General features: G+C 72.0%; 12 protein-coding genes. 4 read left to right on the forward strand and 8 right to left on the reverse strand.

Annotated elements, in window-relative coordinates; translation table 11 throughout:
• Nucleotides 1–4: 4 nt before the first annotated feature.
• The 5 genes from ACFXPL_RS04010 to ACFXPL_RS04030 form a co-directional block, all read right to left on the reverse strand.
• Nucleotides 5–1177 (reverse strand): ROK family protein, encoded by a 1173-nt coding sequence (locus tag ACFXPL_RS04010; RefSeq protein ID WP_384912056.1) that lies wholly within the window; start codon nt 1175–1177, stop codon nt 5–7.
• 119 nt (nt 1178–1296) lie between these two features.
• Entirely contained in the window at nt 1297–4596 is a 3300-nt protein-coding gene (locus ACFXPL_RS04015; RefSeq protein WP_384912060.1) for a PQQ-dependent sugar dehydrogenase, read from the reverse strand.
• A 37-nt stretch (nt 4597–4633) separates the two neighbouring features.
• Nucleotides 4634–5620 carry a sugar phosphate isomerase/epimerase family protein gene (locus ACFXPL_RS04020; RefSeq protein ID WP_384912063.1) on the reverse strand — a complete coding sequence of 329 codons (987 nt, stop codon included), beginning with the start codon at nt 5618–5620 and terminating at the stop codon, nt 4634–4636.
• Between the two features lie 241 nt (nt 5621–5861).
• The gene (locus tag ACFXPL_RS04025) at nt 5862–6815 is read right to left on the reverse strand and encodes a hypothetical protein (RefSeq protein ID WP_384912066.1); all 954 of its coding nucleotides are present in this window, start codon (nt 6813–6815) and stop codon (nt 5862–5864) included.
• A 443-nt stretch (nt 6816–7258) separates the two neighbouring features.
• A complete protein-coding gene (locus ACFXPL_RS04030; protein ID WP_384912069.1) occupies nt 7259–7789 on the reverse strand; it encodes a DinB family protein in 531 nt (176 codons plus the stop codon).
• Between the two features lie 123 nt (nt 7790–7912).
• Here ACFXPL_RS04030 and ACFXPL_RS04035 point away from each other — a divergent pair, with 123 nt between their 5' ends.
• From ACFXPL_RS04035 to ACFXPL_RS04045, 3 genes are read left to right on the forward strand one after another with little or no spacing between them, the layout of a single operon-like run.
• Entirely contained in the window at nt 7913–8788 is an 876-nt protein-coding gene (locus tag ACFXPL_RS04035) for an ABC transporter substrate-binding protein (RefSeq protein ID WP_384912073.1), read from the forward strand.
• Between the two features lie 17 nt (nt 8789–8805).
• A complete protein-coding gene (locus tag ACFXPL_RS04040) occupies nt 8806–9717 on the forward strand; it encodes an amino acid ABC transporter permease (protein WP_384912076.1) in 912 nt (303 codons plus the stop codon).
• Nucleotides 9714–10529 (forward strand): amino acid ABC transporter ATP-binding protein, encoded by an 816-nt coding sequence (locus ACFXPL_RS04045; protein ID WP_384912081.1) that lies wholly within the window; start codon nt 9714–9716, stop codon nt 10527–10529. Before ACFXPL_RS04040 ends, ACFXPL_RS04045 begins: the two co-directional genes overlap by 4 nt.
• 171 nt (nt 10530–10700) lie before the next feature.
• On the opposite strand, the gene ACFXPL_RS04050 is transcribed toward ACFXPL_RS04045, so the two are convergent.
• The gene (locus tag ACFXPL_RS04050; RefSeq protein ID WP_384912085.1) at nt 10701–11336 is read right to left on the reverse strand and encodes a TetR/AcrR family transcriptional regulator; all 636 of its coding nucleotides are present in this window, start codon (nt 11334–11336) and stop codon (nt 10701–10703) included.
• 225 nt (nt 11337–11561) lie between these two features.
• Here ACFXPL_RS04050 and ACFXPL_RS04055 point away from each other — a divergent pair, with 225 nt between their 5' ends.
• Complete coding sequence (locus ACFXPL_RS04055; protein WP_384912422.1) at nt 11562–13733, forward strand: 2Fe-2S iron-sulfur cluster-binding protein; 2172 nt, start codon at nt 11562–11564, stop codon at nt 13731–13733.
• Nucleotides 13734–13840: 107 nt separating this feature from the next.
• On the opposite strand, the gene ACFXPL_RS04060 is transcribed toward ACFXPL_RS04055, so the two are convergent.
• The gene (locus ACFXPL_RS04060; RefSeq protein ID WP_384912088.1) at nt 13841–14272 is read right to left on the reverse strand and encodes a hypothetical protein; all 432 of its coding nucleotides are present in this window, start codon (nt 14270–14272) and stop codon (nt 13841–13843) included.
• Between the two features lie 64 nt (nt 14273–14336).
• The gene (locus ACFXPL_RS04065) at nt 14337–15503 is read right to left on the reverse strand and encodes a low temperature requirement protein A (RefSeq protein ID WP_384912091.1); all 1167 of its coding nucleotides are present in this window, start codon (nt 15501–15503) and stop codon (nt 14337–14339) included.
• Nucleotides 15504–15919: the final 416 nt, after the last annotated feature.

Below are 15919 nucleotides of genomic sequence, written 5' to 3' on the forward strand. Positions count from 1 at the left end.
GTGCTCAGGACTCCTCGTCCTCGCCGTACGCGAGTTCGCTCGCCAGGAGCGCCGCGCCGACGACCCCGGCCCGCGGGCCGAGTTCGGACATGACGATCGGCAGGTTGCCGGTGGCCAGCGGCAGTGAGCGCTGGTAGACGACGCTGCGGATCTCCGCCAGTAAGAGGAAGCCGAGTCCGGAGAGCCCGCCGCCGATCACGATCATCGACGGGTTCATGAAGCTGACCAGGGTGGCGAGGACCTGTCCGACCCGGTGGCCGCCGGCCCTGATGAGGTGGACGCAGGCGCTGTCGCCGCCGACGGCGCACTCCGCGACGTCGACGGCGGTCAGTGTGCCCCGGGCCGCGAGCCGTTCGGCGAGGGCCGGGGATTCCCCGGAGCGGGCGGCCTCGGTGGCGTCCCTGGCGAGGGCGACCCCGCCGAAGTACGCCTCCAGGCAACCGGTGTTGCCGCAGGTGCAGACGGGCCCGCCCGCCTCGACCTGGATGTGGCCGATGTCGCCCGCGCATCCTTCGGCGCCCCGGTAGATACGGCCGTGGTGCTGCATGCCGGAGCCGATACCGCTGCCGATCTTGACGAAGAGCAGATGCTCGACGGACCGGGCGACCCCGCTGTGCTGCTCCCCGAGGGCCATCACGTTGACGTCGTTGTCGACGACCACGGGGCAACCGTGCTCGCGGGCGAGGGTGTCGCGTACGGGGAAACGGTTCCAGCCCACCATGATCGGCGGGGAGACGGGGACGCCCTCCCGGAAGCTGACCGGTCCTGGCAGGCCGATGCCGATGGCGTCGAGCCGGGTGCAGTGGCCCTGGGCGGCCAGGTTGTGGAGGAGTTCGCTGATCCGGTTCAGTACGGCGACGGGCCCCGAGCGGATGTCGGCGGCCTCGGAGTAGGAGGCCACGGGTTCGAGTTCGCCGTCGGTGATCTCGATGTCGAGCGAGCTGGCCCCCAGGTCCACGGCGGCGAACCGGAGTCCGGGGTCGAGCTGGACGAGGGTGGAGCGGCGGCCGCCGCGCGAGGCGGCCGGGCCCGCTTCCAGGACCGTGCCGGCGGCGAGCATCCGGTCGAGTTCGGCGAGGAGCCGTGGTCGCGGCACCTCCAGCCGGCCCGCCAGCTGGGCGCGGGACAGTGGGCCGTTGTCCCGCAGAAGGGACAGAACGCGGTACCGAATGCTCACAGGCTCACTTCCTCCGACCGTCACTTTTCCACAACGAGGCAGAAGTTGCGTACATCTTGACGAAACCCGCACAGAGCTGCCCCGCCGGGGCGGGGCAGCTCTTCCGTGCTCGTCGGCTGTCAGCCGGTCAGTCCTCCCTTCACGGCCCGCGCGTCGCGGGCGAGGGCCGCGCCCGCCGCCGCGTTCGGCACCAGCGCGGTGTCGCCGGCCGTGGTGGCGAAGGAGTCCAGGACGGCGCGGGCCTGGCTGAGCCTGCCCGCGTCGGCGTGGGCGCGCGCCTGGTCGAGCCGGACGGTCAGCCGCTGCTGACCCTGGGCGGTGACGAGCTTCTCGGCGGTCAGGCGCGGGAGCAGCGCGGCGAGGTCGTCGAAGGAGGCGCGGGTGGTGAAGCGCACCGTCTTCGTCGTGGTGTTGCCGGCCCGGTCCACGGCCTTCACCGTCAGCTCATGGCCGCCGAGCGGCAGCCGCCACAGGTCGAGCGGCAGGCCCGGGGTGATCGCCGCGCCGTCCAGGGTGGTGGTCGCCGTGGCCACGCCCGAGACCGGGTCGGCGGTGGTGACCACGGGCTTGGGGCGCTGGGAGTCCCCGTACACGCCGTCGGCGTCGAGGCCGGTGACGGTGACCGCGGGTGCGGTGCGGTCGATGCGTACGGTCAGGCTGCCGGTCTCGGAGACGTTGCCGCCGCTGTCGGTGGCCCGGTAGCGGACGGTGGTGGTGCCCTCCGCCGACAGGGTGACGGCGGCGTTCGCCGACAGCCAGGTCGTACCGCCGTCGACCGAGTACTGGCGGCTGCTGACCGTGCCGTTGTCGGTGGCGGTGACGCTCAGCGACACGTTGCTCGTGTACCAGCCGCCCGCACCGTTCGGCCGGGGCGGATCGAGGGTGGCGGCGGCCTTCGGCGGGGTCTTGTCGGCGACACCGGCACCCTGGAAGGTCAGGGAGTCGAGGTCGACACCGCCGGAGGTGGTGACGTAGAGCTCTCCGCTGCCCGAAGGGGCGTTCGGCAGCGGGGTGTCGACGGTCTGCCAGCCCTCGCCCGCCGGTACGGACACCTTGGCGAACGGCGCGGCGTCGGCGGCGTTCCAGCGCAGTTCCAGCGTTCCGGCGCCGGATGCGCGGGTGCGCACCCCGTTGATGCCGGCGAAGGAGACCGGGTCGTACGCGATCCAGTCCCCCGCGTCGAAGGAGGTGACCTTGCGCTGTCCGGACGCGGTGGTGTCGTCGGTGACGGTGACCCCGTCCGCGGAGTCGTAGTGCTCGGCCTGCATGACGGCCGGGTTGAGGATCACCTGGGCGTCCCCGGTGGCGGGCGGGACACCGTTCGCGCCCTTGTCGGTGTAGGTGATGCCGAGGACGCCGAAGACGTTCTCGGTGTCACCGTGTCCGGCGTCGGTCGGTGTGACGACGGCGCCCGCGCAGCCGGTTCCGCTGTTGACCGGGTGGCCGTGCTGGTTGTGTCCGAGGCCGAAGGTCCAGGCGGCCTTGGCGCAGTCGGGGGTGGCGCCGTCCTCCGGGTCGTCGACGGAGATGCCGTACGGCACGGCGTCGCCCCAGCTGAAGAAGCCGCCGTCCGGCGGTGAGGTGATCTTGACGGTCGGTGCCGTGTTGCCGACGGTGATCTGCCGGCTCGTCAGTCCGGTCTTGCCCTGCGGGTCGGTGACCTTCAGGCGGGCCTGGAACTGGCCGTTGTCCGGGTAGGTCCTGCTCGCCGTGGGCCCGGTGGCGTCGAAGGTGCCGTCGCCGTCCAGGTCCCACTGGTAGGTGAGGGCGCCGTTCTCCGGGTCGCTGGAGCCGGTGGCGCTGAAGTTGACCGTGAGGGGGGCCTGTCCCGAGGTGACATCGGCCTTGATCACGGCGGTGGGTGCCTTGTTGCCCTCGGCGTAGTCGATCCGGTAGAGGCCGGCGTCGGGGTTCTGGCGGAAGAAGCCGTCACCGTAGTCGAGGACGTAGAGCGCGCCGTCGGGGCCGAACTCCAGGTCCATCGGGTTGTCCCAGGGCGGGATGCCGTTCGCGGACCGCTCGCTGTTGGGGAGGACGTTCTCCAGCTTGCTGACGGGGCCGTCGGGTCCTTCGAGGGTGAAGGCGGCGACGTAGTCCTGGGAGAACTCCCCGAAGAACGCCTTGCCGTCCCAGTACGCGGGGAACTTGCCCGGGGCCGGGTTGTCCGCGTCGTAGTGGTAGACCGGTCCGGCCATCGGGGCCTGGCCGCCGGGGCCACCGGGGCCGCGGAACGCGGTCAGTTCGGGCCAGGGCTGGTCGGTGTCCTTGTCCCCGTACCAGAGGGTGGCCGGGGTGGACGGCGGCAGTACGGTCGCGCCGGTGTTCCAGCGCGAGTCGTTGACGGGTGCGGCGCAGTCGAAGGCCGCTCCCGGGGTGAGGGTGGCGAAGTCGAAGTCCCGGTAGGGGTGGGTGTTGTCACCGGTGCAGTACGGCCAGCCGCCGTTCATGGGCTTGGTGGTGGTCTGCCACTCGACGTATCCCATGGGACCGCGGTTCGGGTCGGCGGTGCCCGCGTCGGGGCCGTAGTCGCCCCACATCACGGCGCCGGTCGCCCGGTCCACCGTCATCCGGAAGGGGTTGCGCAGACCCATCACGAAGATCTCGGGGCGGGTCTTCGGGGTGCCGGCGGCGAAGAGGTTGCCTTCGGGGACGGTGTAGCTCCCGTCGTCCTTCACGTCGATCCGCAGGATCTTGCCCCGCAGGTCGTTGGTGCTGCCGGCGCCGCGGCGTTCGTCGAGGCCGGGGTTGTAGCCGGCCGCGTCGTTGATCGGTGTGTACCCGTTGACGTTGGGTCCCGACGCCGGTGTGTTTCCGCCGGTGGAGAGGTAGAGGTTGCCGTCGGCGTCGAAGTCCACGTCACCGGCGACGTGGCAGCACTGGCCGCGGTTGACGTCGACGCGGATGATCTCCTGGGCGGTGGACAGGTCCAGCTTGTCGCCGGTCCACTTGAACCGGGTGAGGGTGTCGTACCCCTCCCACTGCTTCCAGTACGCGTCGGTCTGCCCGGCGGGGAGCTGGAGCGGGGCGGAGCCCGCCGGGGTGCTGAGCGGCGGGGAGTAGTAGAGGTAGACCCACTGGTTGGTGGCGAAGTCCGGGTCGAGGGTGACGGTCTGGAGCCCCATCTCGGAGTTCTGGTACACGTTGATGTGGTTGACGACCTTGGTCACCCCGCTGCCGGGGTCGGTGAGCCGCAGATCGCCGTTGCGGGCGGTGTGCAGTACCCGGCTGTCGGGCAGCACGGCGAGGTCGATCGGCTCGCCGGTGTCCTTGGTCAACGTGACTTTCTCGTAGTTCGCCCAGTCCAGGGCGTGTTCATGGTTCTCGTGCGCCTGGGCGGCGGGGGCGAGCCCCACCAGCCCCAGCGTGGGCAGGGCCGTGAGCAGGACCCCTGCCATCAGACGTCTCAGGGAACGGTGCACGGTAAATGCGTCTCCTCGGTCGTCGGCGGCTGGGGTCTCAGCGCAGGAGCTGGTCGATCGCCGCGAAGCTGCGTGCCGCGGCGCCGAGCGAACCCGGCGGGTTGGGCTGGGTGTTGGGGGCCGTGTCCTGCTCCCAGATGCCGATGTGGGCGGCGCGCGGGCCGATGTCGCGGATGAACCGCTCGTACGGCAGGTCCCCGGCGCCGAACTCGACGATGTCGAAGCCGTTGACGTTGGACGGGTTGGCGTCGCCGTCCTTCATGTGGAACAGCGGGTAGCGGTAGGGCTGGTTACGGACGTACGCGGCCGGATCGAACCCCGGGAAGCGGTACTGGCCCACGTACGCCCAGTAGATGTCCAGCTCCAGGTACACATGGCGCGGATCGGTGTTCTTGAGGAAGACGTCGTAGAGCCGTACGGAGGGCTGGTCCGTGGCGAAGGCGAACTCGCCCGCGTGGTTGTGCTGGTAGAGCTTGAGACCGCGGGCCGTGGCCTCCGCGCCCCAGACGTTGAACTCGTCGGCGGCGGCGCGGTAGCCCGCGACGGTGTTGAGGTTCGAGGGCGCGTTGGCCGTCCCGACGTGCGGCATGCCGAGGATCTGCGCGGCGTCCAGCTCGGCCTTGAGGTTCGTGCGGAGATTGCCGATGCCGACATGGCTGCCCACGGCGCGCAGCCCGTTGTCGTCGAGCAGCCGCCGGATCTCGGGGAGGGTGATCTGCCGGCCCAGGATGGCGGTGTCCTGGGTGTATCCGGCGAACTCGACCTCGCGGTAGCCGATCCGGGACAGCTCCGCGAAGACGACGGCGAAGCCGAGGGAGGCGACCTTGTCGCGGATGCTGTAGAGCTGGATGCCGATGCGGTCCTTGGGGATGGTGAGCCCGCTGGTGGTGGCGGTGCTCGGGGCGGCGGTGGCGGAGCCGGCCGCTGCCCCGGTGACGACGGAGGCGGCGGCGAGCGCCACGGTGGTGCCGGCGGTGGCCCGCAGGAAGTCCCTGCGGTCGAAGGACTTGCGCGAATGGCCCATGGTCACTCCTGAGGGAGGGGCGGGGGGGTGTCCGTCACGGGGAGGTGGCGGTGTGGACGGGGAGGCGGTGCGGGGGGCGTACCGGGCGAGGTGTGTTCGGGGCGAGGTCTGTGTACCGGCGGGCGGCCGGCGGCGTACGTACCGGACGAGTCCGCCGGGCGGCGTACGTACCGGGCGGCCCGCCCGGCGGCGTACGTACGGGCGGGGCGCCGGGCGACGTGCCGTCATGAGCCGCCGGGGCTCACTTCAGCCGGGAGTCGCCCGCCGCGTGGGCGTCGGCCCGTGCCTCGGCCGCGCGCTCCGCCGCCTTCCCGGCGAGTTCGTTGCCGCGGTCCCGCGGGGCCACCTTGGCGGCGCGGGCGGACGAGGTCGCCGGGGCGGTCTCGCCGGTGATTCCACCACGGACCCGGGCCAGGTCGCCGACCTTGAGCGCGGGCGTGTTCCCGGTGGCGGTCAGCGCGCCCCGGACGATCGTGTTGTCGAGTACGGCGTTGGCGGTGTTGCCGGTGACCGCGAGGTCGCCGCCGAGGTAGGTGGCGCCGCGGCAGGAGCCGAGCAGCCCCTCGCCGCCGAGCTGGAGGGCGTCGGCGTTGTTCTTGTACACGGTGTCGCCCTGGACCTCACTGGCGCAGAGGACACCGCCGAGGGTGTTCCCGCTGACCGTGAGGGCGCCCTTGACGGTGGTGTCGTACACGTCGGTGTACTGGTTCCGGTCCCCGGTCAGGGCTCCGCCGAGGGTGGAGCCCGACACGTACAGCTCGCCGGACTCGGCTCTGACGGTCCCTCCGAGGGCGGAGTCGACGGCGTACACGAAGCCCTCGGTGGCGGTGATGCCGGCCTTGACGGTGCTGTCCTGGAGGTGGGTGCCGAAGGCGGCGCGGGTGGTCAGCGCGCCCTTGACGGTGGTGTCGGTGAGGTCGAGGTAGGCGTTCCCGCCCACATTGACGGCCCCGTTGAAGGTGGCTCCGGCGGCGACGAGGTCGGCGCCGTCCTCGACGGTCACCGTGCCCTTGACCTTCGTTCCGGTCAGGGTGCACGACTTGCCCGCCGGGACGACCAGGTCGCCGTTGACGGTGACGGCGCCGCCGTCCCCGACACAGGTGGTGTAGAGAGCGGCCTGTGCGGAGCCGGCGAAGGCGACGAGCCCTCCGGAGGCCACCAGCGAGGCCGTGGCGATGAACGTACGTACCTTCATGTCGTTTCCCTTCCGCTGCGGTGACGGACGCGCCGGGCGCGCGGCCGTGACCCCGTACATCGACGGGGGTGCTGCACAGTGCGAGCGTGCGACCGCCGGGACGACGGACGCGCAGCGCCTCGGGACGGGTCAGACAGGGGCTGACCCGGCCGTGGGGGGAGAGACGTGAAAAGACTCGTGCGATGAGGGGCGTTCGACGGAACGCCGGGCGGCTGCGGTGTTACCGCGACGAAACACTTGTCCGGTGGGCCGAGACATTAGGGCGCCGCGTGGGGACTGTCCAGAGGTTCGGAACGAATCTGTGAAACTTCCTCATGATCCGTCAAAAGATCTGTCGCTCAGAAGAAAAGGTTTCCGACGGTGCGGGGTGCGCACCGCCGGAAGCCCGTTCGACCGTTCCGCTGACACGAGGAGGCGGGTGGAAAGGTGCGCAGCCGGACAGGTCAGCCGGTGCGTGCCGCGTGGAAGCGCTGGGTCAGGCCGATCTCCGCGACGTTCTTGGCCAGTTCGAAGTTGGCCCAGCTCGCCACGTCGACCAGGGGCAGTCCCTCACCCCAGGGCAGCCCCGCGGTCCGCTCGGTGGAGTCGAGATCGGCGTCGGTGAGCGGGAGCAGCGCCGCGCGCCACTCGTCCCTCAGTCCGCGCAGCCAGTCACCGGCGGCCACGGCGCCGCCCGGCCAGGTGATCTCCTCGCGCGTGGGCGTGCCGGGCCCGAAGCAGTGGGCGAGGGTGGTCGTCCACCAGTAGCCGATGTGCCAGGTCAGCCAGCCGATCGAGGTGGCCGGGGCGGGGTCGGGCTCCGGCGCCTCCCAGTCGGCCACCCAGTTCCCCCCGCCGTCGGGACGCACGGTCCAGCACTCCGGCGCCGGCTCCCAGAGGCAGGCGGAGTCGTCGAGTTCCCGCAGGTAGTACTCGAACAGCGACCAGGTCATATCGAGTTGGCGGGTCAGCAGATCGACTCGGGCCACCGTCATCCGACGAGCCTCGCAGCCTCCCCGATCGCCGGGCAAACCCTTTTCCGGCGTCCGCCGCGGAATTCACCCGCCCGCAATGGTGTGATCTCGACAGGCACCCCCGCGCGGTGGCACTCTCCCGCCATGCGCCTCACCGCCCGGGGTCTCCTCCCCGCCCTCCTCGCCCTCACGGTCGCCGCCGCCACGGGGTGCGCCCCACAGGAGGAGCCGTCCGCCGCCGGTACGCCGGCCGGCGCTTCCGCGTCCGCCTGCGTCGCGGGCGGACTCGCCACCGGGACCAGGGGGAAGCTGACGGTGGGCACGGACAGACCCGCGTACGCGCCCTGGTTCCAGGACGACGACCCGGCGAACGGGAAGGGCTTCGAATCCGCCGTCGCCTACGCCGTGGCCAAGGCGCTCGGCTACGGGAAGAGCGATGTCGTCTGGCAGACCGTCCCGTTCAACAACTCCTTCGCGCCGGGCGCCAAGAGCTTCGACTTCGACCTCAACCAGATCTCCATCGGCGACGAGCGCAAGCGGGCCGTCGACTTCTCCTCCGGCTACTACGACGTCCGCCAGGCCGTCGTCGCGCTGAAGTCCTCCCCGTACGCCGGGGCGAGGAGCGCCGGGGAACTGAAGGGGGCCACCCTCGGCGCCCAGGTCGGCACCACGAGCCTCGACACGATCGACGAGACCATCAAGCCGGCGCGGCGGCCCGCGGTCTTCCAGAAGAACGACTTCGCCAAGTCCGCGCTGCGCAACGGGCAGGTCGACGCGATCGTCGTCGATCTGCCGACCGCGTTCTACATCACCTCCGCCGAGGTCCCCGAGGCGAAGGTCGTCGGACAGTTCGCCCACTCCTCCGACAGGACCGAGCAGTTCGGGCTGGTCCTCGACAAGGGCAGCGCGCTGACCTCCTGCGTCACGCGGGCGGTCGACACGCTCCGCGCGGACGGCACCCTCGCCGCGCTGGAGAAGCGGTGGCTCTCCGACGCCGTCGACGCGCCGGTCCTCAAGTGACCGGCGGGAGCGTACGCGTGGAGAAGGACGACGGCGACAACCCGGCGAAAGAAGGTGCGAACAGCGCGCCCCGCGAAGACGATCCGTACACGCCGTCGGCGCGGCGGCTCGCACGCGAACGGTACAAACGTCTCCGGGCCCGCCGCGCCACCGCCGTCGCCGCGCTCTCCACCCTGGTCACGGGCGCCGTCCTCTTCGTCGTCATCACCGGGTCGCCGGGCTGGCAGCGCACCCGCGAGACCTTCTTCAGCGCCGAGTACGCCCGGATGGCGCTGCCCCGGGTCCTCGACGGGCTGCTGCTCAACCTGCGGCTGCTGGCGGTCTGCGGGGTCTGTGTCCTCCTCCTGGGGCTGCTGCTGGCCGTCGCCCGCACCCTGCGCGGCCCGGTCTTCTTCCCGGTCCGGGCGCTGGCCACCGCGTACACCGACTTCTTCCGCGGACTGCCCCTGATCATCTGCCTGTTGATGGTCGTCTTCGGGGTACCGGCGCTGCGGCTCCAGGGCGTCACCACCGATCCGGTGCTCCTCGGCGGCACCGCGCTCGTCCTGACGTACTCCGCCTATGTCGCCGAGGTCTTCCGCGCGGGCATCGAGTCCGTCCACCCCTCGCAGCGGGCGGCGGCCCGTTCACTGGGGCTGTCCAGCGCCCGGACGCTGCGGTACGTGGTGCTCCCGCAGGCGGTACGGCGGGTGGTGCCGCCGCTCCTCAACGACCTGGTGTCGCTCCAGAAGGACACCGGCCTCGTCTCGATCGCCGGGGCCGTGGACGCCGTGTACGCGGCGCAGATCATCACCGGGAAGTACTTCAACTACACGCCGTACGTGGTCGCCGGACTCGTCTTCGTCGCGCTGACGATCCCGATGACCCGCTTCACGGACTGGGTCACCGCCCGGATGGACCGCCGCCGCGCGCAAGGAGGCACCGTATGACCGCCGACGCCCCGGACGCCGCGCCCGCACACGCGCCGGACACGCCCGGGGGCGGGGACGGCGCGACGCCCGTGCTCCGCCTGGAGTCCGTACGCAAGACCTTCGGGCGGGACCGGGTCGTCCTGCGCGACGTCTCCCTGGACGTGGCCCCGCACACCGTGACCGCGCTGATCGGCGCCTCGGGGTCCGGCAAGTCGACCCTGCTGCGCTGCGCGAACCTGCTGGAGGAGATCGACGACGGGGCGATCTTCCTCGACGGGGCGGAGATCACCGACCCACGGGCCGACGCCGACGCGGTGCGCCGCCTGATCGGCGTCGTGTTCCAGTCGTACAACCTCTTCCCGCACATGACGGTCCTGCGCAACATCACCCTCGCACCGCGCCGGGTCCTCGGCGTCCCCCGCGAGGAGGCGGAGGCACGCGCCCGCGAACTGCTGGCCCGGCTCGGCCTCGGCGACAAGGCGCAGGAGTACCCGGACCGGCTCAGCGGGGGCCAGCAGCAGCGCGCCGCGATCGTCCGCGCCCTCGCGGTACGCCCCCGGCTGCTGCTGCTCGACGAGATCACGGCGGCGCTCGACCCCGAACTGGTGGGTGAGGTCCTGTCGGTCGTACGGGACCTCAAGGGCGAGGGGATGACGATGGTGCTGGCCACCCACGAGATGGGTTTCGCCCGCGAGGTCGCCGACCAGGTGTGCTTCCTGGACGGCGGCGTGGTGCTGGAACGCGGCACACCGCGGGAGGTCTTCGGCGCCCCACGGCAGGACCGTACGCGGCGCTTCCTGCGCCGGATCGTGGAGGCGGGGCGCCTCTAGGGCGTGTTTCGAAGTAGCGCCGTCCGCCCCTTGGGGCGGGCGGGGAGGTGTCAGGTGCGTGCAGCCGCAAGGCGGAGGAGGGAAGCGACGCGGAGCGTCGTTGACCGACGACAACGCCGCGGATGTGCGTGCATGGCGCCTCCCCGCAGGCGGGACTTCGGAACAACTCGTCTAGGCGCCGTTCCCCCCACCGTTCCCGCGCAGATAGCGCGTGACCATGTCGACCAGTTCGTTCTCCAGCGTCTCGACCGGAAGGGTCCGCGGGTCGGCCATCAGCTTGTGCGTGTTCGCCTCCACCGTGAACACGATCAGCTCCGCCGCGGCGCCCAGGTCGTGCACATGGACGTCCGGGTGCCGGGCGAGCAGGCCGCGCACCTGCTCGACACGGCTCCTGCCGTGCCGGTCGATCGCGTCGACCAGATCCTGCGAGAACGAGGTCTCCTCGATCATGATCCGGAGCAGTTGGGGATCGTCGCGGTGGTTGTCGATCGCATCCCGGACCAGCGCCCGTACCAGCGGTTCCAGGCTCCCGGGGGACAGGTCGAGCCGGTCGGCCTCGGTCCAGGTGCCCCGGTCGATGTGGCGCACCATCAACTCGGCGAGGAGCGCGTCCTTGTTCGGGAAGTACTGGTACAGCGAGCCGATGGAGACGCGGGCGTGTCCGGCGATGCGGTTGGTGGTGCCGGCGGCGTAGCCGTACTCGGCGAAAACGTGAGCAGCGGCGGCGAGGATGCGCTCGCGGGTGAGTTCGGCACGCACTTGACGGGGCTTGCGACGTGGCTGAAGACGACGGTCGGCCGACGGCATCGGCGGGCCTCCTTTCGACGCGAAAAGCGAGTAGCCAAAGAACTGAGCCATTGCTCAGAATAGCCTCATGACCTGCGGAGAAACCTCCATCCCCGAGGGAGGTGGCCTCTCGTGATCCCTGAGGCGCACCTGCCCGAGCCGCATCTGTCCGGGGCGCACCTGCCGGAGCCGCACCTGTCCGGGGCGCACCCGCCCGAGCCGCGCCCCGGCTCCCCCGTCCGCACCCTGCGCCGGCTGACGACGGCGGGCGAGATCGAGGCGGTCGTCGGCCGCCCGGCACCGATGATCATGCTCAAGCAGATCGGCGCCCTGGACGAGGGGTGCCGGACCGTCCTCGCGCGGAGTCCGGTCGCTGCCTTCGGCTACCGGGACGCCGACGGCACCAGCAGAACGACCTTCCTCGGCGGCGCTCCGGGGTTCGTACGGGTCCACTCGCCCACGCGGATCTCGTTCTCGCTGCCCGAGGCGGGCGATCCGTGCGGTCCGGTCTCGTTCTTCTTCCTCCTGCCGGGCGTCGGGGAACTCCTGCGCGTCAACGGCTCGGTGGCCGCGCGCCGGGGCGCCCGGACGACGGTCGACGTCGAGGAGGCGTACGTGCACTGCGCGCAGGCCGTCCTGCGGTCCCGCCTGTGGCAGCAGCCGCCCGTACCGGCCGAGCCCGCGGGGCGGGCCGACGCCCCGACTGGCGACGGGCCCCTGTCCGCCCCCGGCGTCGCCGGGTTCCTGGCCGCGGCGCCGTTCCTCGCGCTGTCCACCTGGGACGCCTCGGGAGGGAGCGACACGAGTCCCCGAGGAGACCGGCGGGCGGCGCTGAGGATCCTGGACGGTCACACGCTCGTCGTCCCCGACCGCCGGGGCAACAAGCGGGCCGACACGCTCCACAACCTGCTGCGGGACGACCGTCTCTCGTTCGCCGCGCTCGTCCCCGGGCGCAGCGGTGTCCTGCGGGTCCGCGGGCGCGGCGCGCTCACCGACGATCCCGCGCTGCTGGAGACGATGGCGCTGCGCGGGACTCCCCCGCACCTGGCGCTGCTGATCGATGTCGAACACGCCGAGGTGACCGGCAGCGACGCCGTGGCACGCGCACGGCTGTGGTCCCCCGGCACGCATCTGGACCGCGCCACGGCGCCGGACATGATGGCGATGGCGGGCGAGCATCTGGCCGCCAACGCGTCAGGCGCCGAGGGTGCTCCTCCGGCGTTCCTGCTCAAGGTCGTCGGGGCGGTCCCGGGGGTGAGCCGGCTGCTGCGGCTGGTGATGAACCGTGCCTACCGCTCCGGGCTGCGCGAGGAGGGGTACGAGGACGTCGCGCCCGGTACGGACGGCGGGCGCCGTGGCCTCTTCCGCCGGCGTCCCGCCGACGGCGGCGTGGCGGAGAACCCGCTGCGTGAGGTGCGCGTCGCCGAGGTACGCGTCGAGACGCCGAGCGCGGTCACCCTCGTACTGGAGGACGCGGGCGGGAAGCCGGGACGGTTCGGCTTCCGGCCCGGCCAGTTCTTCACGCTCGTCGCCGACATCGACGGGCGCACGGTGCGGCGGGCCTACTCGGCCTCGTCGGCGCCCGGGTCCCGCCGGCTCGAAGTCACCGTCAAACATGTCGAGGGCGGCCGTTTCTCCACCCATGCGCACCGAGAGCTGCGGGCGGGCGACCGTCTGGCGGTGCGCGGTCCTTCGGGCTCCTTCCACGCGGGGCCACGGCCGCCGGAGGAGATCGTGCTCGTCGCGGCGGGCAGTGGTGTGACGCCCATGATGAGCATGATCCGTGCCCGGCTCGCCGTGCGCGGGGGCCGCGACCGGATCGCGCTGCTCTACAGCAGCCGCGGCGAGGAGGAGATCATCTTCGCCGGGGAGCTGGCCCGGCTGGCGAAGGACCACCCCGACCGGCTCTCGGTCACACACGTCCTGACCCGACGGGACGGGCGGCTCGGCGCGGACGGCGTACGCCGGTGGTTCACCGGCCTGTCCACGGCCCCGGACGCCCACTACTACGTCTGCGGTCCCGAGCCGCTGATGGACGCCGTCCAGGGGGTGCTGGCCGGGCTCGGGGTCCCGGACGAGCGGGTGCACCACGAGCGCTTCGCCGGCGCGGCGGACAGCGGGCCCGCCACGGCCGTGCCGCAGCGGATGACCGTCGAGCGGGACGGGCAGACGCTCGGCGAGGTGGTGGTCGAGCCCGGCCAGTCGCTCCTGGACGCGGGGCTCGCCGCCGGGCTGCCGATGCCGTACTCCTGCACGGTGGGGAACTGCGGCGACTGCATGGTGCGGCTCCGCGGCGGAGAGGTCGCGCTGAGCGGCCCGAACTGCCTGACACCGCGGCAGAAAGCCGACGGCTATGTACTGACCTGCGTGGGCTGCCCGTTGTCGGAGGTCACCCTCGACATCACGGAACAGCCCTGACCACGGGCCGCACCGGCCGCCCGTGCGGGCCACGCCGTCCGGCACGGGCCACGCCGTCCGGCACGGGCCACGGGCCGTCCGCGGGAGGCCGCGCCCGGCGCGGGTGGCTACAGCTCGTGGTCCTGGGCCAGTTCCTCCCAGCGGATGCTCCGGAGCGCAGGATCGGCGCCCTCACCCGACGGTATGTCCGCGGCTGGCTGGAACCAGGCCACGGTGAGGGCGGAACGGTGCAGTACCGGGTCGAGTTCAGGCGCGACCGCCGTCGAGCGGAAGACGCCGACGCACGCCACGGACGGCAGCACCTCGACAGGGCCGAAGGGGCCCGCGGCCCGGTCCGGGTAGGCGCGGAGCGGCGGAACGAGATGGACCGGCGCGGAGGAAGCCGCCTTTTCGGCCTCCCGCCGGAGGCCCCTGACCCGCATGTCGTTGATGCGCTTGCACGGGTAGCCCTCCAGCATCCCGTCGTAGGTCGAGGACATCCGCACCACGGTGAGATCGATCGAACGACCGGACGAGAGGACTACGCGGCTCAGTGACATGCCGACACCCTATGCAGACGGACCACTTGTGGTGCACGCCCCTGACCTGCCGCCCCCGGGCAGGTCAGGGGTGCCGGGCGAGGGTCACGCCCGCCGCGACCGTCGCCGTCGCCACCAGGCCGGCGGCGAGTACGGCCCAGCCGCCCGCGAAGGTGCAGGCGGCCGTCGCCACCGCCGAGAGCGGCAGGACGAGTTGCTGGGCCGCGCCGGTCTTGAAGTGGCGTGCGTGCAGCAGCCAGACCGTGATCGGGAAGAGCGCGGCCGGTACGGTCACGGCGGAGGCGGCGGCGAGCGCGGAGATGGGGGCCTCGCCGGCCGCGTGTTCCACGGCCACCTCCAGCCCGGCGCCGATCGCGGCGGCCGAGCCGAAGATCACGAAATGTCCGTAACCCCATTGGAAAGCCCGCCGGTTGCTGGTCAGCCGCTCGTGCGCGGGGACCGCGAAGTAGACCCACCACGCGGCGAACACGATGAGGACGCCCCCTCCCGCGATGGGCAGCAGCCCACCGAGCGCCTCGCTCCCGTCGAGGGCGTCCTGGACGGCGACGGTCGCGGCGGACATCGTCTCGCCCAGCACGATCAGGGTGAACAGCCCGTACCGTTCCTCGATGTGGTGGGGGTGCCAGGGCGTCCGGTGGTCCCGCTCCGCGACGACCGGCACCAGGAGTTCGGCCGCGACCACGGCCACGAACAGCCAGCGCTTCAGCGGCTCCGGCGCGGCCAGCAGCGCCACCCACGCGGCCTGGCAGAGCACCACGCCGGCCGCGTAGCGGGCGGCGGTACGCCGGGCAGGGCCCGCGGGCTCCGAGCGGGCCGCCCGGAGCCACTGCGCGGTCAGCGCCACCCGCATCACCAGATAGCCGAGGACGGTGACGGTCCAGTCGTCGTCGACGAAGGCCCGGGGCACCCCGGCGGCGTAGATGAGCACCCCGCAGATCTGCACGAGGACCGCGATCCGGTAGGGGACGTCGTCGCAGTCGTAGGCGGAGGCGAACCAGGTGAAGTTCATCCAGGCCCACCACACGCCCCAGAAGACGAGGAGGTAGCCGACGATCCCGGCGCCCGGACGCCCCTCGGCGAGCGCGTGCACGAGCTGGGTCCCCGCCTGGGCGACCGCCACGACGAAGCACAGGTCGAAGAAGAGTTCCAGCGGGGTCGCGGTGCGGTGCGCCTCGGTACGGCTGCGCGCGGTCATCCGGCGCAGCGGCCCCGCTGCGGAGGTCGGCGTCATGGGGCCCAGCACACCAGAGGGGCGCGGGGCGGACGGGGAAGGCGCGCGCGCCAGGTGCCCGGAAGGGCAGGGCGGCAGGATCGTACGGGCACCGCGGAGCGGACCTGAGGCCTCACGAGCAGGTCGGAACGGGTCAGCCGTACGGTCCCGCGGCCGCCCGGCGGAAACCTGACGCGCCCTCCGCGAGATGCTGTTCCGTCCGCTCAACCGCCCCGGCGTTCACGGTCAATTGCCGTCAGCAACTGCACCGGGCCGTGAACGGCCGCACCCAGGGCGACCATTGACATGATCAGAATCATGTCCAATCATCATCGAGCCAGCGACTCCGATCGGTTGTCGGTGGCCCGGCATCCGGTCGGTCGACACGCACCGACGTACGCACGCGTACAGCACGGGTACGGGTACCGGCACACCCG

It is taken from the genome of Streptomyces sp. NPDC059092, from assembly GCF_042756365.1.
Taxonomy (GTDB): domain Bacteria; phylum Actinomycetota; class Actinomycetes; order Streptomycetales; family Streptomycetaceae; genus Streptomyces.